This window comes from Oceanobacillus sp. FSL K6-3682 (assembly GCF_037976165.1).
In the GTDB taxonomy this organism is placed as follows: domain Bacteria; phylum Bacillota; class Bacilli; order Bacillales; family Amphibacillaceae; genus Oceanobacillus; species Oceanobacillus sojae.
In genome coordinates this window covers 3,227,817-3,251,568 of the sequence record NZ_CP150263.1, presented here as the reverse complement: position 1 = coordinate 3,251,568, position 23,752 = coordinate 3,227,817, and the positions used below count along the sequence as shown (strand labels likewise).

Genomic DNA, 23,752 nt, shown 5'->3' with positions numbered 1-23,752 from the left:
TATTTTCTATTTGCATAAGCGCAATTAAAGCATTCACCTAAAGACTTAGCGAATGCCGGGTTTTCTAATGAGAAAGAGGAGAATAGATGGCACAGTTAATTAAGCTACAGGATTATATTTCAAGGTATGAATGGGATACATATCGCTATCCTACGCAATATATCAGACAAAAGAAAGAGCAATGGCAGCGCTTCTATTCGGAATGGCTGGATCCTGCTCTGGAGGAAGAAGAGCAAGCAGAAGCAGGAAGTACCGAGGAAAAAATTTCTCTTTTGCAAAAATGGAAAGAACGTTTCATGAAAAAGCCGGTTGTTGTAGAGGATTTAACACCTGATGAGAAGATAGTAAAACGAAAAAAAGACATAACCCAAATACCTGAGACAGAAGAAGAATTAAAGCAGGTTTTTTTGGACCGGTTATTGGAAATTCAAATGAAATGGGCGTCATCAACTGTTTCACAGGTATCCATTGTTGACTCTGGTTATTATAATGACTCCTTATTAAGATTCTTATTACAGCGTTTTCCAGATACATATCTTGTTATGTACAGACCGATATTTGAAGTGAAGCAAGCAGCAGTTGAAACAGATATTATTCTCATTACTCCAATTGGGATAGAAATACTTTCTTTTGTAGAATTGGATACAGAAGAAGTAATTATGGCCGGAGATGAACGGACCTGGACCATTACGGCTAAAAATAATGAAGAGCCAATACGTATTGTTAATCCATTAATTTCATTAAAACGATCTGAAAAATGGATTGAGCGTTTTCTTCAAGCAGAAAATATTGATATACCAATTAAAAAAACGGTTATATCCAGAACCAATCGTATTTTATATGCAACATCACCTTATCAAAGTGAGATTATTGATAAGCTTGCTTTCCCAGAATGGTTTCAGAATAAAAGGTCTGTTCATTTACCACTCAAGAAGAGACAGCTGAATGTAGCTGAAACATTATTACGAAACAGCTTATCGCAGTCAATACCAAGACCGGAATGGGAAGAAGAATAAGCCGCCGGATTACTATAAGAAGAGGATACCGAAGTATGTATTTATTAATTGTGAATCCGAATGCCGGTAATGGTCATGCAAAAAAGATTTTTGAACGAATTCAAAAAATGACCAGCTATCGAAATATAGAGAGGAAGGCGTTATTTACAAACCAGCCGGGGGATGGCCAGATAATTGTCGAAACTTACTCAAAAAAAGAATATATAAAACATGTTATTGTTATCGGTGGAGATGGTACAATGCATGAAGTAATGAATGGCTGGTCAAATCAATCGGTATCTATTTCATTTATCCCAGGCGGCTCTGGAAACGATTTTGCCAAAGGAATAGGACAAAGGGATACTGCTGAAAAACAATGGCAGAATATCATTTCAAACCCGGCTAATCCTAATTTTTGGAACGGTTCATTTCAACTGGAAAATGGTCGAGAAAAAAAGTTTATAAACAGTATAGGTATTGGAATTGATGCAGCTACAACAGAAATAGCGAATCAATCCCATTTAAAAATTTGGCTTAATCAGCTCAAATTAGGAAAGCTGATTTATCTAATTGCATTAATTCAAGCTATCTTGAGATTTCAACCAATGAATATCCGTTTGACGTATGATGGAAGGATAAGACATATAGAAAATGCCTGGATAGTTTCGGCAGCAAATCATCCCTACTGTGGAGGAGGACTAAAAGTAGTTCCTCATGCAACCGTTAATCCACACAATCTTTCCATATTGGTTATCCATCAGATTTCCAAAAAGAAAATCCTGTTGTTATTCCTGCTGGTTATTTTTGGGCTGCATCAATATTTAAAGGAAGTTGAATTATTTCAGGTAAAAGAAATGACAATTGAGGTTGAATCTCCTGTCAGCTATCAGGCAGATGGAGAAACCGGCAGATTACAGACTTGTTATATAAAAAGGGAAAAACAGGCGGTATATATAAAGAAATAGTAAGAAAAACAGATTGATTGAAGTTTCATTCTATTTTAATATAATTGATAAATTATATAGATATTGTAATTTTGATCATTTATAGATACAATAAAGACTTAACACGTTAAAAAGAATCATATTATTTATCGGAAATAGAGAAGGGTTGCTTATCTATCTGTATTCGTAAACAGATAAAAAAGCAAGAATAGTCTTTTACATAAAGTGAAACTTCATTGCGTGAGTTTTTTGATGGCGGGTAATCACAACGCCTTTGTAACCTGGCTGGCCGACTCCTGCTTAGAAATAAATTATTTTCTTATTTCTCGAAGTGAGAGCCCTGCAAACTCCCTTCGATGGGGCGAGTAATCGCAGTCCCAGTCAATTATACTGTGATAAATAAAGATTTTTCGGACGATCCTTGAACGCTAATTTTGAAAGATGGGAAGACATTATGATTAACTGGCTCGAACATGCTTTAGGTACAGGGTGGCTTGTCAGACCGGCTGGTGGTTTAACCGGCGAGGCATTTATAGCTGAAAAAAACGGAAAGCGATTGTTTTTGAAAAGAAACACATCGCCCTTCTTAGCGGTACTCTCTGCGGAAGGAATTGTACCAAAGCTTATTTGGACAAAGAGAATAGAAAATGGTGATGTTATTACCGCTCAAGAATGGCTGGAAGGGCGTTCTTTGAATGAAGAAGAAATGAAGCAGCAAGCTGTGGCTGATTTATTGTATAAAATACATCATTCCTCTGAATTAATGCATATGCTATTGAAAATGGGGAAAAAACCGACAACTTCAGACGAAAGTTTTTCGAAACTATGTCTGCAGTTAGAAGAGAATGGTTTACTATATGAACAAAAAGAAGTAAAGGAAGCAATTGGTTTATTAGAAATAATGCTTCCTTACACTAGAAACCAAAAATTGGCAGTTTGCCATTGTGATATGAATCATAATAATTTAATTTTAACAAAAGATAATATGATTTATTTAATTGATTGGGATAATGCAACCATTGCTGACCCTGCGACGGATATTGGTATGCTCTTAAAATGGTATATACCCCGGGAAAAATGGGAAAAGTGGCTTATCAATTACGGAATAGAGCCAGATAGACAATGGTTTATTCGCATGTACTGGTATCTGCTTCAGGACAATCTGCAATTCTTATGCTGGCACCTTGCGCGGCATGAGAACGGAAAGGTTCAGCAGAGATTAAAGGAATTACTGGAAATCAATTGGTCGATTAAGGATTTTATCGTATCATAAATTGTATGAACCAGTTTTTAAAGGTTTTGCTGGACTGTATTAATCCAGCGGCTGATCTGATCCTGATGATTTTCAATATGTCTGGCGCAATCGGATACGCCAGTTCCTGTTTTTCCGTATTGATGAATGCTTGTCAGGACATCCTGAATATCCTGGTCAGACAGATCCTTTTTGGCTAATATGGAAGCAGTAAGCCGTTCCAGTTGAGCATATTCATTAGGAGATCCGTAAGAATTAGATTGATGTTCATCCAGAATATCACATAGTAGCTGCAGTTTGTTTTCTATAGATAATTGCATTTTAATTCACCTCATTCCTGAGAATAGTTTAAACGAATGGTCATTTATTATTCACGGCTGGTTAACTTAACTGATCTCCTTTTAAACAGCAGGAAACATAAGCTATGTTTTTTATGTCCTGGGAGTTTGGTTTTCTGACGTTATATCATAAGTAAAAGTAATAAAGTGAGGATAGTTTATATGAGACAAAGATATAAGCCTTGGGCTGACGATTATTTAAAAGAAAAAAATCATATTGCATTAGAAAATCCCAGTCTGAATAAAGGGAAATGGAGCAGCATTTTTGGAAATGAAAATCCAATTCATGTAGAAATAGGCTCAGGTAAAGGACAATTCATCACAGGGATGGCAAAACAGTATCCGGACATTAATTTTATTGGCATAGAAGTTGCCAAAAGTATTATTGTTTCAACAGTTCAAAAGGTTGATGAAGCTGGCCTGTCTAATATCCGCCTTTTAAATGAGGATGCGAATGATATCCGTTCTTTATTTGCGGATAATGAAGTTGAACAGATTTACTTAAACTTTTCCGATCCCTGGCCAAAAAATCGGCATGAGAAGCGACGCTTGACTTATAAGAGCTTTTTAGAGCAGTATCAGGATATTTTGCCTGACGAAGGCCAAATCATTCTGAAAACAGACAATAGAGGATTATTTGAGTATTCACTGGTCAGTTTTTCAGAATATGGGATGAAGCTTGTTGAAGTGAACCTGGACCTGCACGCAATAGAAGATGAAAAAAATGTGAAAACAGAGTATGAGGAAAAGTTCTCTTCGAAGGGGCATGTTATCTATCGCTGTAAAGCAAAATTCTAATCTTTACAAATGCATAATTGACAGTTATTGCATTTATTTGTCATAATATAATATGATATTATCGTATGTAATGAACCTTTAATCTAGTCCAGTGAGGCTGGTAAGGTCAATCGGATAAAGCAAAATATATGTTCCTTTAGAGGATAATGTTCCTTTGTGAATTCTGACACCTTACCTTCCGCATGGGTAAGGTGTCTTTAGATTAGACAAAATAAATATGGAATTTACATAGAAGGGACAGATAGCTATGAAATCAAGGGAAATACAAGTACATGAACGGCCGCCGCTATTACAGAGCTTGCCTTTAAGCCTGCAGCATTTATTTGCTATGTTTGGTTCAACCGTTTTAGTTCCGATTTTATTTAATGTAGATCCAGCTACCATTTTAATGATGAATGGCTTTGGAACACTACTATATATTCTTATTACAAAAGGAAAAATTCCTGCATACTTAGGATCGAGCTTTGCTTTTATCTCGCCAGTTACAATGGTTCTGACGAATGGCGGAGGATATGGTGCAGCGCTCGGTGGGTTCTTTGTGGTAGGCCTTGCCTTAACCTTAATTGGGGTTATTGTAAAATACGCAGGCACGAGCTGGATCGATGTGATTTTCCCGCCTGCTGCCATGGGAGCAATTGTTGCGGTTATCGGGCTTGAACTTGTACCTAATGCTGCAGATATGGCTGGCCTGTTGCCTGGGGAAGAGGCTTCCAGAGATATGACAGCTATTACAATATCTTTATTGACTTTAGGAGCAACCATTATTTACTGGGTAACCTTAAGAGGATTCCTGAAAATTATTCCAATTTTACTCGGGATAGTAACTGGGTACGTTATTGCAACAATGTTCGGGATTGTCGATTATTCAGCAGTACGTGAGGCTGCCTGGATTCAAATGCCGACATATTATCAAATTGAATTTAACTGGTCTGATATTCTTATTATCTTACCGGCTGCACTTGTTCTGGTGCCGGAGCATATTGGACATTTAGTGGTTACTGGGAATATTGTAAAGAAAGATATGGTAAAGGATCCCGGCTTGGACCGGTCATTATTTGGTAACGGTATTTCCACAATGATTTCCAGCTTTTTCGGATCGACACCAAATACAACATATGGCGAGAATATAGGTGTTCTCGCGATTACAAGAGTATATTCTACATGGATTATTGGCGGAGCAGCAGTACTTGCAATTCTTCTTTCGTTCTGTGGAAAACTGGCTGCCTTGATTTCGTCTATTCCAACACCTGTTATGGGTGGGATTTCTTTATTATTATTTGGTATTATCGCAGTAAGCGGCTTGCGCATGCTTGTAGAGCAGCAGATTGATTATAATAAATCACAAAATCTAATACTGACCTGTGTCGTATTAGCAATTGGAGTAAGCGGAGCAACCATTCAACTGGGAACAGTAGAGCTGAAAGGGATGGGGCTGGCAACAATTGTAGCTATTTTAATCAGTCTATTCTTTAAGCTGTTAGATATATTAAACTTATCAAATGAAGATAAGTAGGGAAGTACAAAATAAATAATTTACGAAAAAGAGAACTTTAGCAGTATTTAAATTCCAACCAGAGAAATTATATGCTGCTTTAAAGTTCTTTTTTCTATTATAAATTTTTCCATATTAATAAAATTGTAATGAAATATAGAAAGCGATACCAAATCAAGCGCCATAACATTTTATTAGCTGTTCTATAATAGAACTCAGTTATATCAAGCTGTAAAGCCTGTTAAATTCTTATTGACGAGTGGTCCCATTGGTGATAATATGTCGATTATCGACAAAATGATTTGATTATTGACAATTGATTTGAAGCAGAGAGTATTACCTGGAAACAAATTATTCATTGAATACTTTGAAAACGAAGCAGTGCCATACTTTCATGGGCTGTATTTTTTACTCTTAGAATATGAATTTTTTTCAGAGAAGTATTTTATGATATTAAATTCTTTTATGTAATGCGGATAAGTAATTTCTCCAGAAATGAAAATCTTTTATTACGCAGTAAATAGTCAGAAAAATATGTGAATGAAATATTAATCTCAATATATTTAATTTACAAAATTTTTCAATCGAATTGTTAAACTAGATATTGATTGTCTTTAGTCGTAAAAATGTTCATAACCTTTTTGAAGACAGACAACAAGAAAAAACAATTAAATTTTTGGAGGATGAATGAGCATGTCACAGATGTTTGCGTTAGTACTTATTGTTTTGATTTTATATATAGGAGATGTAGTTGCTGCGAGAACAAAAGCCTGGGTGCCGTCGATTTTTGTCTGTGCAGTTTTGTTTTTAGCAGGATATTGGACCTTCTTCCCGGAAGATATTGTTGCCGTAGCTGGAATACCTCCTGTGGTTGCTACCGCACTTATGTACCTATTGATTGTAAATATGGGTACACTCTTATCTTTACAGGAGCTGAAAGCACAATGGAAAACGATTTTAATTGCACTTGGCGGTATTTTGGGTGTTGTTGCCTTTTTACTTAGCTTTGGTACCATGCTCTTTGGATTTCAGGCTATGGTTGTTGCTGTACCGCCATTAGTAGGTGGACTGGTATCTTCACTGATTATGTCAGAAGGAGCAGCAGATGCTGGGCTTGTCAGCTTATCCGTATTTGCAATTGTTATCTATGTCATGCAAGGGTTTGCCGGTTACCCACTAACATCAGTTATGCTGAAAAAAGAAGGAAAACATTTATTGGGACAAATTCGCAGTGGTGAATTAAAATCAGTTGATGATGAAAGTAAAGGAACAGTGAAAGAATACGAGGGTGCGAAATTATTTAAAAAGCTGCCTGAACAATATCATACAAGTTATTTCATATTTTTTAGATTAGCATTCACTGGTTTTCTAGCTTATTTCGTTTCTACTTTGCTGGAACCGCTGGTAACTGTCAGTCCAATGGTACTTTGCCTGTTATTTGGGGTAATCGGAAGAAGTATTGGCTTCTTAGAAAAGCAGGCATTGCAAAAAGCAAATGGTTTTGGCTTTGCTATGTTAGGATTAATGCTATATGTTCTTGATGGATTAAGAAATGCTACTCCTGGAATGATGCTTGACATCATTTACTTATTAGTTGGAAGTATTCTTTTAGCAGTTATTGGGATGTACATTTTCTCCTTTATTGTTGGAAAGCTATTAAAAGTCAGCAAGGCAATGGCATATGCAATCTCGTTAACTGCCTTCTATGGTTTCCCGGCAGATTACGTTATTACAAATGAGGTTATTAATTCTTTAACAAAGGATCCAAAGGAAAGAGAAATTTTAACGAGTCATATGCTTTCCCCGATGTTAGTTGGAGGATTTGTGACGGTGACGATTGTATCTGTTATACTAGCAGGTGTATTTGTTAATTTCTTGTAAGTATGTATTTAATGGAGGTATCTTCACATGAAAGCTAGTCAGGAACGGATTGAAAAGCATATTAATAGTTTAAGTAAATATACAGCCACACCAAATCAGGGAACGACGCGTTTAACGTATAGTGAAGAGGATTTACAGGCCCGCACCTATATAAAAGAGCAGATGAAAACATACGGACTGAAAGTAAGAGAAGATGGTCTCGGTAATATTTTTGGCAAGCTTGAGGGTGAAAAGAAGGATGCGCCAAGTGTTATCGTAGGCTCTCACTTTGACAGTGTTCCGAATGGAGGAGATTATGATGGCCCTGCCGGTGTTGTTGCTGGATTAGAGATAGCAGCACTATTTCAGGAAAATCATATCAAGCCGGCACATCCACTGGAAATTATTGCGATGATTGAAGAAGAAGGATCTAGATTCGGCGGCGGTTTAATGGGGTCAAGAGGAATTGCAGGATATCTTCAAAAGGATGATATAAAACAGCTTAAAGATAAAAATGGCATCTCTGTGCCGGAAGCTATGGAAGAGATTGGTTTAGATTCTTCCTTAGAGGTAAAACGTGACCCAAAAACAATAAAAGCATTTTTAGAAATGCATATTGAACAAGGGCCTCTTTTAGAAGAAGAGCAAATTTCGGTTGGTGTAGTGGAATCTATTGTCGGGTTAACACAGCTTGAAGTAACTATTTCCGGAAAAGCCGGACATGCTGGTACAACACCGATGGATCGTCGCTCAGATGCGTTGGTAGCAGCGGCGAATATTATTGCTAAGCTCCCGCAAATTGCAATAGAAGAAGGAGAAGGGACAGTTACAACAGTAGGAAGACATGAGGTATTTCCTAATGGAGCTAATGTTATCCCGGATAAAGTAACGTTCTCTGTCGATATTCGTTCAAGCAAAGAAGAGCATATTAAAAATGTAGTACAAAAAGTAAAAGACTTCATTGCGTCTTATGAAAAGGATAATATCCAGGCTGAAGTGGAGCAATCGCTGTACATGCAGCCAAAGGAATTAAATCAAGAAATCCGTTCTCTGCTGCAAGCATCCTGTGAACAGCTGGATATCTCCTATATCACCATGCACAGTGGAGCAGGACATGATGCGATGGTTCTTTCTGATATAACGGAGGTCGGATTGATTTTTGTTCCCAGCAAAGACGGGCTCAGTCATTGTCCGGAGGAGTGGACGGCAATACATGAGCTTGCTGCTGGTGTGGAAGTATTGTATGAAACTGCATTAAAATTAACAAAAAAATCCTAGTGCTTAGGCGCTGGGGTTTTTTGTTGTCGATAGCTTTTCGTATAACTAAAAGTCTGGTTCTGGCAGGTATTTATAAAAGAATGATATATTTAAATAAAATAATACGAAGGATGGATTTTAGCTTGAGAACCCAACTGAAAGAATTAGAGAAGAACTTTCGAACATTAGCAGAAGAGCAGCAGGTACAGAGTCAAAAAAGTTTTCACGATATGTCGGGAGTTTATTATAGAGACGATATTTCTGAAGAGGCTGCTAAGAAAGGTCTGAAAAAACTGGCTCCTGATTTTCCAAAAGGAGTACTGGAAGGTATGAGCTTCGCTAATGAACAGGTAGCAAACTATATTTCGAGTATCCTTAGTACTACTGATAAATTAACGGGGGAAAATGTACAGGACTTATTATCATATATGGATAAAAATAATTCTGTGAAGGAAGAGGCGTTGGAGGATTCAATTTCGGAGTATCGAAAAATCTTGAAATATGGAATAAAATTGGGATTTAACATGGCTAAATTGGAAATAGAAAAAAATTTCATTCTTCAATATGATATATTGTTAGTAAAAGATTGATACAACATAAAATATCACTGGCAATGTATTAATTAATTACATTGATGCATTTTGAATAATAAAAGTGATGAAAAATAAACAGCAAAAAAGCCCACCAAAAAATAGCAGGCTTTATATCTATGTATTGATTAATTTATTCAACAATGATAAAATATAAAAGTTAAAGATATACTTTATAATATATACGTATATGTTATCATTATACAGTATAAGAATATATATGTCAACTATTTGTTTCGGTTTTAAAGGAGGAAGTTGATGGATAAGCAAAATAATAACCATGAATTTGAATATCAGCGTCTGGAGAAGGTATTAGATATTATTGAAAAGAAACAAAATGCTTTGAAGGAACAGTCCTCCAAGGTCAAAGAGGATGTCGTAGAGCTGCGTAAAACTTTTTGGGATGATATTACAGTCAACATGGATGAGATGGATGATATCATTGAAACACAGGAAAGCATTAAACAGCAATCGAATATCCTTGCCCAAAAAGAACGGCATTATGGGAAAAATTATCAACGGATGAATCAATTAGAGCGCTTGAAAAATCAGCCTTATTTTGGAAGAATTGATTTTCAGGAAGAAGGCAGTGAAGATATAGAGCAAATTTATATTGGTACTTCTTCTTTAATGGATGAAGAAGAGAAGGATTTTCTTATCTATGACTGGCGTGCACCTATTTCCGGGATTTATTATGATTATGCTCCAGGACCGGTAGAATACAGGAGTCAGGAAAAAACGGTTCATGGTGAAATGAGCTTGAAGCGGCAATTTATGATTCGTAATGGAAAAATGAAAGGAATTTTTGATACGTCGGTAACTATCATTGATGAGATGCTTCAGGAGAGCTTGAGACAGGCGGCAGATACGCAAATGAAATCCATCGTCTCTACAATTCAACAGGAACAAAATGCAGTTATCCGTCATCGAGGCAGTAAAGTGCTTGTTGTTCAAGGTGCTGCGGGAAGCGGAAAAACATCGGCAGCTTTACAGCGTATTGCTTATTTACTTTATCATCACCGGACTAATTTAACAGCGAATCAGGTATTGTTATTATCTCCAAATGACTTATTTACAAGCTATGTAGCAAATGTTCTGCCTGAGTTGGGTGAAGAACCAGTTAACCAGCAAACCTTCCATCAATTTGTTTCAAATGGAACGGATAAGGCGCTGCATGTAGATTCACCATTCACTCAAATTGAAAAACTGATGCGTTTAGAGGAAAAAGAGCAGCAGACACAATTAGAAGCTATCCAGCACTTTTCCAGTACGGCTTTTATGGAGGATATTAATCAGCACTTAGAGAAATTAAACCGGACGAATCTTACTTTCAGATCGATACGTTTTCGGAATGAATTACTGATTGATAAAAAAGAGATAGAAAATTATTTTGCATCGCTGGAGAAAGATATGCGTCTTCCAAATAAAATGGAACAGCTAAGGAATTGGTTACTGCAGCGTATTCGTGAAATCCAAAAAGAGGAAATCAAGAAAGATTGGGTTCTGGATCAGATTCAGCTGTTATCCAAGGATGATTATATGAAGGCTTATCATGAAGCTGAAAGTGAGCAGGAGGAAAGCAGTATTCAGGATGAAGAAAAGGTTTTAAGAGAGAAAATTATTCGTAAAACCTTTGCTCCTTTACAAAAAATGATTCGTCAAAATCGCTTTGTCAATACATTTAAAATGTATATGGACCTCATAGCAGAGTTGAATGGAAATGATGCTATCCAGCGATATAAAGTAGAAGCAATAAGGCTGCTCCGAAAAAAACAGATTCCATGGGAACTGGCAACAGCGTATAACTTTTTTAAAGGGGAAATAATTGGTCATGAAGTTACCCGTCCAGTGCATTTAATTGTTATTGATGAAGCACAGGATTATACGCCGTTTCAATTTGCGTATCTAAAACACCTTTATCCGTATGCCAGCTTTACATTGCTTGGTGATGTTAACCAGGCAATCTATTCCTATGCATCAAAGGAGAATCCGATTCAAGAAAAAATCTCACATGAGGATAGTACAGAACGGATTGTATTAACAAAAAGTTATCGATCAACGAAGCAGATTTCGGATTTTACATCTTATTTTTCTCCAAGCGATGAACCGGTTGAACCTTTTAACCGCAGTGGTGTACTTCCAGAAGTTATTCGTTTGACAAAGTCGATTTCTGAAAAGGATGCGCTGCTTTATAAAATAGAGGAAAAGCAGCAAGAAGGATATGAAACAATTGCAATTATAGCGAAGACAGCTGCTGGTTGTGATGATATATACCGGAAGCTGCATAAAGAGGTAGATATAAAACAGATTAATGAGGATTCAAAAACCTATCAAAAAGGTATTGTTGTTGTTCCTGTTTATTTGGCGAAGGGGATTGAGTTTGATGCAGTGATTCTTGCAGATGCTTCTGATGAGGTGTATTCGTATGCTGCAGATAGATATCTGCTTTATACTGCGTGTACCCGGGCTATGCATGATTTAACGATTTTATTTTCCAATGAAATGTCTCCATTCTTAAGCAAAATCCCTAACGAGAAATATAGATATTCGACAATTGTTGAGAGATGAGAAAAGGATTTCTGTCCCTGGTCAGATTGGGGACAGAAATCCTTTTTTATTGATAATTATTTGTTTCAAAAAGATCAATCAGCTCAACATCTGGGTTCTTGTCTTTAAACCAGTTTAACGCAAACTCATTGCGGAAGAGTACAAGCGGCTGATCATGACGGTCACGAACCAGCAGATTTCCTGAGTCAAACAATGAAGCATCAGCCTGTTCAGGCTTTAACCATCTGGGAATACGCTCGCCAATGGGCTCCATGATTACTTCAGCATTATATTCATTTTCCATGCGATAAGTGAATACCTGGTATTGTAATTCTCCGACCGCGCCCAGAATAAAGGAATCCGTTAATTTATCCCGGAACAGCTGTATGGCACCTTCTTGAACAAGCTGTTCAATCCCTTTACGAAATTGCTTCGACTTTAATGCGTTTTTCGCCATTACCTTTTTAAAGATTTCCGGCGGGAACTGCGGCAGTTCATCAAATTCATATTTTTCTTTCCCGGTAAGCAGAGTATCGCCAATTTGATAGGCATTTGGATCATAAATTCCAATAATATCCCCTGCATATGCCTCTTCAATGGTTTCTCTGGATGAGGCAACCATTTGCTGAGATTGGGCCAATTTTAATTCCTTTCCAGTCCGGGCCAGCTGAACACTCATACCGCGGGTAAATTTTCCGGAGCATACACGTAAAAAGGCAATACGATCACGGTGTGCTGGATTCATATTTGCCTGAATCTTAAAAATAAATCCAGAAAAGGCTTCTTCCTGCGGGTCAACTGCTCCTTTGGTTGACTTTCGCGGTGTCGGACTTGGTGCCAAGCGGATGAAGGAATTAAAAAATGTTTGAACGCCAAATGGAGACAGCGCACTACCGAAGAAAACAGGAGTTAATTCGCCATTTAAAATAGCTTCCTCAGAATACGTATTTCCAGCTTCTTCAACAAGCTCTAATTCATTTAATGCATCTTGGTAAGTTGCATTTTCTGTCAACTCTGGATGGTTTTCTAATTCCTGATAAGGAATATAGGTTTCTTCTGCACCAGGATGATGCTGTACAAATTGCTTATTGTCCCGGTCAAAGATACCTAAGAAACCTTTCCCCATGCCTGCAGGCCAATTCATAGGAAAAGTATCAATTTCTAATACTGCTTCCAGCTCCTCCAATAAAGCAAGAGGTTCTTTTCCTTCCCTGTCTAATTTATTCATAAAGGTAAAGATGGGAATACCGCGCATACGGCAAACCTTAAACAGCTTAATCGTCTGTGCTTCAATCCCTTTAGTGGAATCAATAATCATAACAACGCTGTCCACAGCGGTTAATGTCCGGTAGGTATCCTCACTGAAATCTTCATGTCCAGGGGTATCTAAAATATTGATATGAAAACCTTCATATTGAAAGTTCATGACACTGGATGTAACGGAGATACCACGCTGTTTCTCAATTTCCATCCAGTCAGATGTAGCGAATTTGCCGGATTTTTTTCCTTTAACTGTTCCGGCTGAACGAATCAGATTACCATATAGTAATAGTTTTTCTGTCATCGTTGTTTTCCCGGCATCGGGATGCGAGATAATCGCAAATGTTTTTCTTTTTTTTACTTCTTCTTGAATTGTCATAGTGAAATCCTTTCTATAATAGACCGATCAATTATTAAGAGCTGTATTTACTGCTGATAGGTTGATCAGGAGCTACGTTTAAAATCATCATTTCTTTATTAGATGTTAAAGCATTCTTGCTTTATAATAAACAATAGATATATCATACTACAATTTAACCCCATTCGTGAAATAATCGAAGGGATAAAATAAAAAATCTGGTCAAAAGTTTATTTTATGAATATAAGCTTGGCTGTAAATATGGGAGTATGAGAAATGAATGAAAAGGTCGTGCAGTAAAATGGTATGGATATCCAAGCAGGAAATCAAAGAACGATGTGGAGAGCTGTCTTATAAATATGGAGAACGTCTCTGGAAAAAAGGAAATGTCCAGCTGACCTTTCTTGATCAGCAGATTATTGGAACAGTTAGAACCACAGATGATTTCCATATAATGCTGACGTATCGAAATAATAAAATAGAAAGCACCGGGTGCAGCTGCCCGAAGCTTGGTTCTTATACATTGGATTGCCAGCATATTGCAGCAGTTTTAATTGGTATACATGAAACTGGTGAGCCGAAAACAGACAGCACTTCACTTACAGGAAAATCAGAAAAGGAATTTCGGCATCGTGGTTATTTTGAAACAAGACAAGCTATTCCGGTGCATTTTTACTTGCGTATACCCGAAAAATCAGAGCGGAAAGCATTGCAAATGGCTGTGCAAATTGATGGTAAACCTGTTAATAATATTATCGCCTTTTTGAAAGCATTAAAAAATGGAACACGATTTTCTGTTGCTGAAAATCTCTTATATGATGCAGCTAAATTTTATTTTGAAGATGACAGCAATCAGATTTTAGAACAGCTTATTCAGGCTTATGAGGATCAGCAAATGATTGGAACAGCTTTTGCTGATAAAACAAGCTGGATCTCTATTCCGGTAACAGCCTGGGAGCGGATGGAAAGATTACTTCATTCTAGTCCACTTGTTTCTTTGTATTTGGAAGCTGATGCATATCACAAGCAGTTATTAAGCTTTTACGACGCGCTGCCCTCATTTTCTTTTCGTATCCGTCAAACAGGAATAAATTATTCGATTTCATTTTTGGAAAGAAGCCATACAATATTTTTGCTGGCTTATCAGCTTATTTATCAGAACGGTTCTTTATATTTATTGACAGAGGAAGAAAAGCAGCTGATTCATTTATGTGAGCAGCTGTGGAAACAACAGTCGGGAACAATCGTTGTCAGCAAGGAACAGATTGTATCTATTTCTGTACTTTTAGAACGGATCGGTGAAGTAGAGGATACAACTGGAACGTTGAAGAGTCTCTATACACCGCTTAAAGCAAGTATCTATATTGATCGGGTTCATAATCGTTTACTGGCAGGCTTGGAATTTCAATATGGAGATAAAAAGATAACGCCTTTTGAGAAAACAGCAATGGTTCGCCGTGATAAGGAAAAAGAAGCAGAAATTATTGCTTTTCTAGAAAGAAGCGGCTTTGCAAATACGGAAGGCAGTTTTATTCTGCAAAATGAACAGCTAGAATATGATTTTTTATACCATTACTTGCCTGAACTGTATAAGATAGCAGATGTTTTTGTTACAAATGCTGTCCGTAATCAAATCAGCAAGAAGCGGTTCCAGCCGATTGTCCGTGTGAAGCATAAACGCGATAGAACAAATTGGCTCGCCTTTTCCTTCCAGGTGAAAGGCTTCTGGGAACAGGAGGTTCGTCAGATTCTTGAAGCGATAGAAGAAAAGCGGCCATATTATCGGTTAAAGGATGGCTCCTTTCTCACATTGGAAACAGAAGAAATAAAAGAATTGGAAAAATATCTTCTCTCTGTTTCAATGACGCCTTCTGAAATTTTGGAGGAAATTGAGCTGTCGTTAAAGGATGGGTTATCGTTTGCCCATCGAATGGAGGATAATGGCTATCTGGCTGAAGGAGAAGCTGTGAAGGAAATGATTTATGATATCCAGGCTCCAGCAAATGAAAAATATCCGATAGCGTCAGAAATTGAACCTATTTTAAAGCCTTATCAGAAGGATGGTGTCCGTTGGATGCTGGCAGTGGCTGAAGCTGGACTTGGCGGTGTTTTAGCAGATGAAATGGGCTTAGGAAAGACGGTGCAGGCTATTGCATTTTGTATGACGAAATACCAGCAGCAAAAGGAGAAAAAAGCACCTGTACTCATTGTCTGCCCAACATCTTTATGCTATCAGTGGAAGCAGGAATGGGAATTATTCGCACCAGGATTTTCAGCAGAGATACTGGACGGCGCCATCCAGGAAAGAAAGCGGAAAAAGAAAACATTGCTCGAGAAGGATGTATGGATTGTTTCTTATGGTGTTTTAAAAAATGAAATTGATTGGCTGAAGAAAAACATTACATTCCAGACAATTATTTTTGATGAAGCGCAGACTTTTAAGAATCCGGCAACACAGGTTTTCCGGACGGTAAAAAAATTAAAAGCAGATTATCAATTTGCTTTAACGGGAACTCCTTTAGAAAATAAAATGGAGGACTTATGGTCGATTTTTTATATTATATTTCCCGAATTGCTTGGCGGTTTGAAAGACTTTGCCTGGCTTACCAATGATCAGGTTCTGAGAAGAGTCCATCCATTTATGCTGCGAAGAGAAAAAAAGGATGTTCTGAAGGATATGCCGATAAAGACGGAATATATCGAACGTGTTCCATTGACAGAAGCACAGAAGCAAATCTACATTTCGTATTTATCGAAATTAAGACATCCAAAATTTAAACATTTGGATCGTGATACGGTTCGTAAAAATCGTATTAAGATTTTGGCAGGGCTCACACGTCTAAGGCAAATTTGCTGTGATCCGTCATTATTTATACGTGATTATGATGGAGAATCTGCCAAGCTTCAGCGCTTAATGAAAATCGTGAAGGATGCAAAACGTTCAGGCAAGCGAATGCTGATTTTTTCCCAGTTTACCCAAATGCTGAAGCGCATAGGAGATTTATTGAGAATAGAGGAGATTCCTTATTTCTATTTAGATGGACAAACACCTTCTGAGGATCGGCTGCAAATATGCCGTTCATTTAATCAGGGGGAAAATGATATTTGCTTAATTTCTTTAAAAGCGGGGGGAACAGGCTTGAATTTAGTTGGTGCGGATACGGTTATTCTATATGATACATGGTGGAACCCGGCAGTAGAGGATCAAGCCATAGACCGTGCGCATCGAATCGGTCAGATTTATGATGTTACTGTGATTCGCATGCTGACGGAGGGAACAATTGAGGATAAAATGTATAATCTCCAGCAGAAAAAAAGAAAACTGATAGAACAGATGGTGCAGACGAAGGATTTATGGAATTATCAGCTGACAGATGAAGATGTGGAGAAACTGCTGCAAGAAACGCTGCAATAGATAATTGGCTTAAGGCTGGATGGTGATTACTCTTCCTCCTTAAGCTTCTTTTCTACGTGGAAAAACATCTGTTAAATCAATGGTATAAGAGGAAAGTATGAAATCATTTTACATAATCTGATAAGAGGCTTGACGTTTATTCAGACTAATGATTATGCTTAAGAAGAAAGAGAATAAATCTGAATAAAATCAAGGGAGGCTGCTTTATGGTGACATCAAAAGAAATAATGGAACTGACTTCAACCTATGGTGCAAATAATTATCATCCATTACCGGTAGTTGTTTCAGAAGCTGAGGGAGTCTGGGTAAAGGACCCGGAAGGAAATAAATATATGGATATGCTAAGCGCATACTCAGCGGTGAATCAAGGGCATCGACATCCTAAGATAATTCAAGCGTTAAAAGATCAAGCAGATAAAGTGACGCTTACTTCAAGAGCTTTTCATAATGAACTATTAGGACCCTGGACAGAGCGTCTTGCCGAGTTAACAAAAAAAGATAAGGTATTGCCTATGAATACTGGAGTTGAAGCAGTAGAGACGGCAATAAAAGCTGCCCGCAGATGGGCATACGAGAAAAAAGGTATAGAGGATAATCAGGCAGAGGTTATTGCTGCCAGAGGCAATTTCCATGGCAGAACAATGAATGCGATTTCATTGTCTGATGACCCAAGTGCTACAACAAACTATGGTCCCTTTGTTCCTGGTATTTATAAGATAAATTATGGAGATATTCAAGCGTTAAAAGAAACGATAACACCAAATACAGCAGCAGTTATTTTAGAGCCGATACAAGGGGAAGCTGGTATCCTTATTCCACCGGAGGGATATTTGCAGGAGGTTCGAAAAATTTGTGATGAAGAAAATATACTATTTATTGCCGATGAAGTGCAGACTGGTTTTGCTCGTACAGGAAAGATGTTTGCCTGTGAATGGGAAAATGTAGAGCCTGATATATATGTAATGGGGAAAGCGCTGGGCGGAGGTGTTATGCCTATTTCTGCTATAGCAGCTGACAGGGAAATTATGGACGTATTTACACCTGGTTCGCATGGGTCAACATTTGGAGGAAATCCGTTAGCCTGTGCTGTTTCTATGGCTGCATTAGATGTAATTGAAGAAGAGGGACTTGTCGACAGGTCACTTGAACTGGGAGAGTATTTTGCTATTGAATTAGCTGCTATTGACCATCCTGATTTGAACGAAGTACGTGCTAAAGGATTATTTATCGGTGTAGAATTTAATAAGCCTGTACGCCCTATTTGTGAATCATTAAAAGAAAACGGAATTCTTTGTAAGGAAACACATGAAACCACTATCCGTTTTGCTCCTCCATTAACGATCAGTAAAGAAGAGCTTGACTGGGCATTGGATAGAATAAAGAAAGTGCTGCAGACTAATTAAATAAGGTAAGTTTTATAAAAGGCTCTAATGCGAAAATCATTAGGGTTTTTTATTATTACTCAACTTCCGAACCTTAAAAAGTAACTTGCTTATCATGGAGACATGTGTTGATCGTTCCTTCCACCTAATTCTTGACAAAGCATAAACTCTGGCTAGAAAGAAGGTAATGTGTGAGGCCACCGCTGCGGCGGACCGTTTTGCTTTCCTAGGGGCATGCTCTTCAGCTAACTTTTGCCAAGAAGAGCACTTGGCAAAAGTGGATCTTCAGATGATGCTATTCCCTGTCCAGCTGCAAGCGTCAAAAACTAGACAACTTCCCGATAGCGCCCTACGATAAGTCATCATCCGTTCGTAAACTCACGGTAATTCCTTTATCTCAGTTGCTTCGGTCCAGTTGTTACGTTTTTAAACGACGCTTTCCGCTTTCCCTTCAGGAGTTAAAACGGTCCGCCTCCGCTAGAAAGGGTGTTCTATACTGTTTAATACAAAGGAGCCAATAGAAATTAGACCAGTAAAGAACATCTTTTTCGTGGTGCATGTAAAAATATCCCGTCGCCATTACTTTCTGTTCATAAAAGCTATTCCTGATATTTACTATCCCATGCTGTGTCATCATTTAAATTGTCAATTCAACCATTTGAAACACTAAAATGATCTTTTCATTAAGCAAAAAGCGGTTTTCTTTTCAAGTTAGCTGAAGCCGTCCCCATGGAAAGCGTAGTGGTTGGTTGCAGGAGCTATACACAATCTCCATTCAAAAAAAAGATATTTCACAAAATGCAAGCAGGATAATGAAGAACATGCTTATCCTGGTAGGGTAAGGTATAGATGTTTATTCTCAGGTGCGAAAGTTGAGTTATTATAAAACAATAATTCCCAAACAGTGGAAGTATGAAATAAGTGATTAAGTAAAAGATAAGCAGTGAGGAGGTGAGAGACAATGAAAACACTACATGCTATTGCAGTCACTTTATTGATTATTGGTGGTATCAACTGGGGACTAATTGGATTTTTTCAATTTGATCTAGTGTCGGCTATTTTTGGCGGGCAGACCGCTGTCCTTTCTCGAATTATTTATGGACTCGTTGGGATTAGCGCCATTTATTATCTTACAACTTTATTCTCCGGGGTTGGTGAACCAATCCAGGATTCGGATCATTTACAAACAGGCTTCCGAACAGAATTTAGTGAGGATTATGGCATTGAGGAAGAAATTGACGATAAATAACTGGGCAAAAAGCCTTTCGAAAAAATAAAACGCAGATGTATCCCTGGAGCAGGATGAATATCTGAAGTGGGCTTTAAACAGTAAAAAGTGTTTGGGCTGCACTTCAGATATGTTTACTGCCTGGTTAGTGCAGCTGCCTTATCCCGGGAAATATGGGGAAACTCTCCGGGAAGGCTGTTTTATTTTAGACGAAAGGCTTTTGTTTTTTTAAATCATCAATTGTTTCTATAAATTTTTTGCGTTCTTGTGCCGTAGGAAGACGGCAGGTCTGTTTTTTACCAAACCATTTATGCCGGTTGCGCGCAATAAAATCATATAGGGCATCCCTTATAAAATATGGCAGGATTTTGCCTGCTATCAGCATTTTCCAGGGAAATGTTAATTTTTGCAATATATTTAAAGCAGCATCAGATTTGATATAAACTTTATCTCCATCAATGAATAAAACGCTATCGATATTCTCTGGAACCTGATAATTCTTTTGAATAAATTCTCCGGCCTCACTTTGCAATGAAGTAAACAGAAATTGATTTTCTTTGTCCCTATTCAGAATAAATTGAACGAAGCCGTCACAGATATGACACTCTCCATCAAATAAAATAAGTTTCATTTATACCACCTCTACAACCAAGCTTAGTATTATCATACAACCCCTGTTTATTACATACAAGTTTAACTTGTTTGACAAAGAAGCGCAGAAACACTGAAAACCTTTCATCAATAAATGAATACCCAAAATGTTTAAAAAACATAAAGCCTTTCTGTATGAACAGTAATAAGACTGTGATAAGATAACAAAGGTGCATTTTTTAATGAATTAAAGGAGTAGAAAATTTTGGAAGGGTTTCAACTGCAATTTATTATTTCTGTATTTATTATTTTACTGGGCTACCTTTTTAAAAGGATAAAAATTTTAAAAGAATCGGACGGACAGACAATTGCAAGAATTGTATTTAATATTACTCTGCCCGCATTAGTGATTGTTACATTTGATCAGATGGTGATATCCTTATCTCTTGTTTCACTTATTTTCATTGCTTTTTTATTTGGGCTTGCTTCCGCGCTGATAGGCATCTTGGCATTCCGCTCTGAGAAAGATGGTATAAAAGGGATGGCTGCCATGATGGTTCCTGGTGTCAATGTCGGTTTATTTGCTTTTCCGCTTGTAGAAGCTATCTGGGGAAGAGAAGGCATTCAGCATTTCGGTATGTTTGATGTAGGTAATGCTGTTATTGTGTTTGGAGTATGCTTTTTTATAGCTGGTTATTTTGCGAAGGGGACATCAAGCTTTTATTTGCGAGAGGCATTCAGTCCACTGCTTCGGTCTATTCCATTTTTAACCTATATGTTTGTCGTTGCCTTGAACCTATCTGGGTTCCATTTGCCGGGTCTGTTTTTAGACACTGCAGAAATTATTTCTGTAGCGAATATGCCCCTGTCCCTGCTGTTACTGGGCCTTTATTTAAATTTTTCTTTCGAGAAATCATGGCTTCCTCTGATAGGGAAGTATTTAGCCATCAAGTATGGAACGGGGCTCTTCTTGGGATTTAGTCTTTTTTGGATACTCTCTGATTATCCAATGCTTGCAAATACTGTGTTAATCGGTTTTATTCTGCCAGCCTCCACGACATCCGTAGTTTATGCAATAAGATACCAATATAATACGAAAATAGTCGGTACTATAGTTAATATAACAATCATTGTAAGTTTTGTTCTGATTTGGCTGCTTGCAAGCTTTGTAGCGTATCATTAAAGCGGATTAAAGAGTCAAATAAAATGTTATATCAGTCTTTTTTGAACACGCATTTATAAAGCTTTTACATCTAATGTTTGAACAAAATCAACAAAAGCACGGACAATATTCATTTGCAGAGTATCTTCCTGATAGTACATCCAGGTTTGTCTTTTTAGAGGCTCACCGGATGGATCTGTAATTGGTTTGATAAATAATTCAGGATGCGGACGGACGACCAGATTAGCAACTATCGCATAACCGAGCCCGTGAACAACCATCTCTTTACAGGTCTCCACCTGATTGACATGGATTGTAATATTAGGCTGTTCAATATAATTTTGGTGCCACCAATCATCTAATAAAATCCGCATATGTTCATCTGTGTAATAGTCTACCCTTGGAAGCTTGGGAATTTCATCCCATGCGAAATCCCATGGAGAGGCGACGCAGATTTCTTCCTCATATAACAGCGCTTTCTTTTCCTTCCAGGCGTAATTACCTTTAATAAAACTGATATGTACATCATGATTTAATAGAAGACGGTGCATATCACTGCTCCAGCCTGTAACAACCTGGCATTCCACTTCTGGATATTTTTCTTTAAAACGCTGCAGCAGCTTCGGCATTTTATTTGCAGCAAAGAAATTGGAAACACCGACCCGCAATGTTCCTTGTACCTCTTCCTGCATATTGATCAGCTTTTCTTCCATTTTACGCTGTTCGAGAAGCATTCTTTTAGCATGATGGGCAAGTTCCTCACCCTCAGGAGTAAAAGTAATACCACGTCGTTTCCGAAGAATAAGCGGAACTCCATAATGAATTTCAAGCTTTTGAATTCTTGAAGTTAAAGTAGGCTGGGATAAAAATAATTGATGAGCAGCCTGGGTAATATTTTCGGTTTTATAAAGTGCGGCAAGCATTTTCCAGTCTTGTAAATTCAATGGCCATCCTCCTAAATCAAGATATAGAAAAAATCTATCGTTATTTATTAGTATTATATATTTTTCTAATTTTCTATTCAAGGTTATACTTAAATATAAGAAAACGTTTATGCAGAGCAGAAAAGGTTAAAGAAGGATGTTATTTCCCTTTTAAAATTCTGCATTAGCCTTGTTTGATAACAAAATGATTACGCTTTCATTATAAAGGGGGAAAAATAATGCGTGCTGATGAAAGTTTTGTTCCCGGTTTAGATGGTGTTATTGCAGCAAAAACAGAAATATCTTTTTTAGATGTGAACCGTGAAAAAATAGTCATTCGCGGAGAGGATTTAATTGAATTAGCAAAGGATAAAACTTATTTTGATGTTGTTCATTTATTGCTGGAAGGTTATTTGCCCAGTCCTGAAGAAAAGAACAGCCTGGAGGATAATATTAAGAAATTTTATAAATTGTCTGATGATGTTTTGCCTTTATTTAATCTTTTACCAAAAGGAATGCATCCAATGGACGGGATGCGTACAGTTATTTCGTTATTAGCCGGATTCGATTCTGAAATAGAAAACCGCTCCCAAGAAGAAAATAAACGGCGCGCTTATAAGCTTTTAGGCCAATTGCCTTTTATTACGGTAAACAGTTATTTTGCTACAGAGGGTCTGGATATTGCTGAGCCAAATGAGACACTCAGCTACAGTGCTAATTTTTTATCAATGATTACAGGAAAAATATCGTCAAAACTGGAAATAGAAATTTTTGATCAGCTATTATTACTTTATAGTGAGCATGAAATGCCGAACTCCACATTTGCTTCACGTGTAATTGCTTCTACAAATTCAGATATGTATGGCGCATTGACTGGAGCTATCTCTTCCTTAAAAGGTCATTTACATGGCGGTGCGAATGAAGCTGTCATGTATATGTTGCAGGATGTAGATTCTGTAGATGCTTTTGAGGCTTTAATTCATCACAAACTTCAAAACAAAGAGAAAATCATGGGATTCGGCCACCGGGTATATATGAAGAAAATGGACCCAAGAGCAGCTATTACAAAGGAAGCGTTGCGGAAATTGTGTGAAAAAGACAATGATTATAAGCTCTTAGAGATGTGTGAAGCCGGGGAAGTTATTATGAAAGAAGAAAAGGGCTTATATCCAAACCTGGATTATTATGCAGCACCGGTTTATTGGAAGCTTGGTATTCCGATACCGCTTTATACACCAATTTTCTTTAATGCAAGAACGGCCGGGCTGGCAGCACATATTATTGAACAGCATGATAATAATAGAATTTTTAGGCCTAGAGTAGAGTATACAGGAAAAGGTTATTAACAGGGGAGGAAATA

General features: G+C 37.5%; 18 protein-coding genes. 14 read left to right on the top strand and 4 right to left on the bottom strand.

Annotated elements, in window-relative coordinates; translation table 11 throughout:
- Positions 1–86: 86 nt before the first annotated feature.
- From MHH51_RS16175 to MHH51_RS16165, 3 genes are all read left to right on the top strand, one after another.
- Positions 87–1,016, top strand: coding sequence for a nuclease-related domain-containing protein (locus tag MHH51_RS16175; RefSeq protein ID WP_339282512.1), 930 nt, complete (start codon positions 87–89; stop codon positions 1,014–1,016).
- Between the two features lie 35 nt (positions 1,017–1,051).
- A complete protein-coding gene (locus MHH51_RS16170) occupies positions 1,052–1,960 on the top strand; it encodes a YegS/Rv2252/BmrU family lipid kinase (RefSeq protein ID WP_339282511.1) in 909 nt (302 codons plus the stop codon).
- A 433-nt stretch (positions 1,961–2,393) separates the two neighbouring features.
- Positions 2,394–3,212 (top strand): phosphotransferase family protein, encoded by an 819-nt coding sequence (locus MHH51_RS16165; RefSeq protein WP_339282510.1) that lies wholly within the window; start codon positions 2,394–2,396, stop codon positions 3,210–3,212.
- 17 nt (positions 3,213–3,229) lie between these two features.
- On the opposite strand, the gene MHH51_RS16160 is transcribed toward MHH51_RS16165, so the two are convergent.
- On the bottom strand, positions 3,230–3,511 hold the full coding sequence (locus MHH51_RS16160; RefSeq protein WP_339282509.1) for a YtzH-like family protein: 282 nt from the start codon (positions 3,509–3,511) through the stop codon (positions 3,230–3,232).
- 180 nt (positions 3,512–3,691) lie between these two features.
- Between MHH51_RS16160 and trmB the strand changes: the two genes are divergently transcribed.
- The 6 genes from trmB (at position 3,692) to helD (ending at position 12,094) form a co-directional block, all read left to right on the top strand.
- Entirely contained in the window at positions 3,692–4,327 is a 636-nt protein-coding gene (gene trmB / locus MHH51_RS16155; RefSeq protein ID WP_339282508.1) for a tRNA (guanosine(46)-N7)-methyltransferase TrmB, read from the top strand.
- 247 nt (positions 4,328–4,574) lie between these two features.
- Positions 4,575–5,840 (top strand): uracil permease, encoded by a 1,266-nt coding sequence (uraA, locus tag MHH51_RS16150; protein WP_339282507.1) that lies wholly within the window; start codon positions 4,575–4,577, stop codon positions 5,838–5,840.
- 672 nt (positions 5,841–6,512) lie between these two features.
- On the top strand, positions 6,513–7,700 hold the full coding sequence (locus MHH51_RS16145) for a hypothetical protein (protein ID WP_339282506.1): 1,188 nt from the start codon (positions 6,513–6,515) through the stop codon (positions 7,698–7,700).
- Between the two features lie 27 nt (positions 7,701–7,727).
- Complete coding sequence (locus MHH51_RS16140) at positions 7,728–8,957, top strand: Zn-dependent hydrolase (RefSeq protein ID WP_339282505.1); 1,230 nt, start codon at positions 7,728–7,730, stop codon at positions 8,955–8,957.
- Positions 8,958–9,079: 122 nt separating this feature from the next.
- On the top strand, positions 9,080–9,526 hold the full coding sequence (locus MHH51_RS16135; protein WP_339282504.1) for a hypothetical protein: 447 nt from the start codon (positions 9,080–9,082) through the stop codon (positions 9,524–9,526).
- A 258-nt stretch (positions 9,527–9,784) separates the two neighbouring features.
- Positions 9,785–12,094, top strand: coding sequence for an RNA polymerase recycling motor HelD (helD, locus tag MHH51_RS16130; protein ID WP_339282503.1), 2,310 nt, complete (start codon positions 9,785–9,787; stop codon positions 12,092–12,094).
- Positions 12,095–12,140: 46 nt separating this feature from the next.
- On the opposite strand, the gene MHH51_RS16125 is transcribed toward helD, so the two are convergent.
- Positions 12,141–13,712, bottom strand: a complete 1,572-nt coding sequence (locus MHH51_RS16125; RefSeq protein ID WP_339282502.1) for a peptide chain release factor 3 — start codon at positions 13,710–13,712, stop codon at positions 12,141–12,143.
- Positions 13,713–13,971: 259 nt separating this feature from the next.
- Here MHH51_RS16125 and MHH51_RS16120 point away from each other — a divergent pair, with 259 nt between their 5' ends.
- The 3 genes from MHH51_RS16120 (at position 13,972) to MHH51_RS16110 (ending at position 19,737) form a co-directional block, all read left to right on the top strand.
- Positions 13,972–17,106, top strand: coding sequence for a DEAD/DEAH box helicase (locus MHH51_RS16120; RefSeq protein WP_339282501.1), 3,135 nt, complete (start codon positions 13,972–13,974; stop codon positions 17,104–17,106).
- Between the two features lie 206 nt (positions 17,107–17,312).
- The gene (locus MHH51_RS16115) at positions 17,313–18,509 is read left to right on the top strand and encodes an ornithine--oxo-acid transaminase (RefSeq protein WP_147210924.1); all 1,197 of its coding nucleotides are present in this window, start codon (positions 17,313–17,315) and stop codon (positions 18,507–18,509) included.
- A 940-nt stretch (positions 18,510–19,449) separates the two neighbouring features.
- Positions 19,450–19,737 (top strand): DUF378 domain-containing protein, encoded by a 288-nt coding sequence (locus MHH51_RS16110; RefSeq protein ID WP_147210925.1) that lies wholly within the window; start codon positions 19,450–19,452, stop codon positions 19,735–19,737.
- 184 nt (positions 19,738–19,921) lie between these two features.
- Here MHH51_RS16110 and MHH51_RS16105 read toward each other — a convergent pair whose 3' ends face one another.
- Complete coding sequence (locus MHH51_RS16105; protein WP_339282500.1) at positions 19,922–20,347, bottom strand: thiol-disulfide oxidoreductase DCC family protein; 426 nt, start codon at positions 20,345–20,347, stop codon at positions 19,922–19,924.
- A gap of 225 nt (positions 20,348–20,572) precedes the next feature.
- Between MHH51_RS16105 and MHH51_RS16100 the strand changes: the two genes are divergently transcribed.
- Complete coding sequence (locus MHH51_RS16100) at positions 20,573–21,490, top strand: AEC family transporter (protein WP_147210927.1); 918 nt, start codon at positions 20,573–20,575, stop codon at positions 21,488–21,490.
- Between the two features lie 53 nt (positions 21,491–21,543).
- On the opposite strand, the gene MHH51_RS16095 is transcribed toward MHH51_RS16100, so the two are convergent.
- A complete protein-coding gene (locus MHH51_RS16095) occupies positions 21,544–22,413 on the bottom strand; it encodes a LysR family transcriptional regulator (RefSeq protein WP_147210928.1) in 870 nt (289 codons plus the stop codon).
- A 218-nt stretch (positions 22,414–22,631) separates the two neighbouring features.
- Between MHH51_RS16095 and mmgD the strand changes: the two genes are divergently transcribed.
- Positions 22,632–23,738 (top strand): citrate synthase, encoded by a 1,107-nt coding sequence (mmgD, locus tag MHH51_RS16090; protein WP_339282499.1) that lies wholly within the window; start codon positions 22,632–22,634, stop codon positions 23,736–23,738.
- Positions 23,739–23,752: the final 14 nt, after the last annotated feature.